The following is a 1470-nucleotide window of genomic DNA, read 5'->3' on the forward strand; positions in this document are numbered from 1 at the left end:
ACTTACTACATCTAAGAGCAACTTCGTTTCATCCAACTGTCGCGTAGCTTTGTTGCCATTAATGGAGCCAAAGTGAGAATTACCAACCCAAAAGCCATCAAACCACCCTGCAATGGGTTGTAGTCCGCCAGAATCCGTTCCCAGGAGTAGCCTAAAATCCAGCGCCCCAAGCCAATCTCAAATGCTAGAGTTAGTATTGCCCATAGTGCGCCAACCCTTAACAATTGGGTATGCGACGCATGAAGCCACTGCACAAAGAGAGTAGCGATCGCCAAGCTCAAAATTGACCCTGTAAAGAAGGAAATTTGCCGAGCAGGAAGATTCCCGATGTAGGGTGCAAGCCATAGAGTTCGAGCCGTACCATGTAGAGTTTCGGCAAGTACGATCGCCAACCAAACCACGATAGCTTTTAGAAAGACCACCATCGCCTTCACTTAAGGTTCAACATCCAAAATAGCTCTCAAACTTGAGGAAACTGTGAAGAAGCGAGGATTTCCCACAACCCCATAGCGATCTCTCTGAGAATGGTTTAATGCGATCGCTCTCCTCACAAGTTCCTCATCTTTTTAAGATAATTTCTTAAGTAGCTCCATTTCAAAGCGCATAGAGAAATTGTGAGCAGACAACCGCTGCTAAATCACCAAGCTTGGTTCATAAATTAACTAAAGGAGTCGCAGCATGACACAAATAAAAGTCAATCCTTATCTGGAACTCATTGACATTCCTGCTGGATATCTCAACATCATGGGATATGTCGATGAGTCAGAAGTTAATGGGCCTGGATGTCGTGCTGTGATCTGGGTACAGGGATGTCTGCGGGAATGTCCCGGATGTTTTAATACTGCTTCCTGGTCGTTTGAGATGAATCAACTCATGTCAATTGACACATTAGCTCATAAAATTTTGAGTAACCCTCGTCATGAAGGCGTGACCTTCTCCGGGGGAGAACCTTTCTGGCAAGCACCAGCCTTAGCGCAACTGGCCCGTCAAGTCAAAGCGGCTGGACTAAACGTCATGTCATTTACAGGCTTTACCCTAGAGCAGCTACACTCACCCTATGCTCCCGCTGGCGTTGAAGATTTATTAGCAGAACTCGATATCTTAATTGATGGGCCCTATATAGAATCTTTGGCAGTTAATCGTCCAGATTCTCTGGTTTCTTCTAGCAATCAGCAAGTCCATGTTTTCAACCCTGAGTTGAGCGATCGCTTAACTTGGGCAAGCGACCAAGTTGAAATTCACGTTCTCAAAGATGGCAGCCGTATTATCACAGGATATCGCGGTCAGATGGATTTGTCAGAGTAAACAGGGGCTAGGGGCTAGGGGAAGAAGGGGCTCCGATGCTCCGATGCTCCGATGCTCAGGTAATACCAATTCTCCAAAGTTATGCAACAGTAGCTAGGGCTGATAAAATATAGTCCCATCCGGCTATAGATGCTATTTCTTCTGTTGAAAGTTACCCCAGAAAAG

2 protein-coding genes are annotated in these 1470 nt (G+C 45.8%); one reads left to right on the forward strand and one right to left on the reverse strand.

Annotation, left to right across the window (positions count from 1 at the left end):
* Nucleotides 1-11: 11 nt before the first annotated feature.
* The gene (locus tag OSCI_RS02420) at nucleotides 12-425 is read right to left on the reverse strand and encodes a hypothetical protein (protein WP_007353261.1); all 414 of its coding nucleotides are present in this window, start codon (nucleotides 423-425) and stop codon (nucleotides 12-14) included.
* Nucleotides 426-678: 253 nt separating this feature from the next.
* Between OSCI_RS02420 and OSCI_RS02425 the strand changes: the two genes are divergently transcribed.
* Complete coding sequence (locus OSCI_RS02425) at nucleotides 679-1305, forward strand: 4Fe-4S single cluster domain-containing protein (RefSeq protein WP_007353262.1); 627 nt, start codon at nucleotides 679-681, stop codon at nucleotides 1303-1305.
* Nucleotides 1306-1470: the final 165 nt, after the last annotated feature.

Origin of the sequence: Kamptonema sp. PCC 6506, from assembly GCF_000180455.1 — a bacterium.
Lineage (GTDB): Bacteria > Cyanobacteriota > Cyanobacteriia > Cyanobacteriales > Microcoleaceae > Kamptonema > Kamptonema formosum.

Bases quoted from the DNA above. Each gene is read 5' to 3' on its own strand.
- OSCI_RS02425 (WP_007353262.1), top strand. From the start codon at position 679: ATGACACAAATAAAAGTCAATCCTTATCTGGAACTCATTGACATTCCT.
- OSCI_RS02420 (WP_007353261.1), bottom strand. From the start codon at position 425: ATGGTGGTCTTTCTAAAAGCTATCGTGGTTTGGTTGGCGATCGTACTT.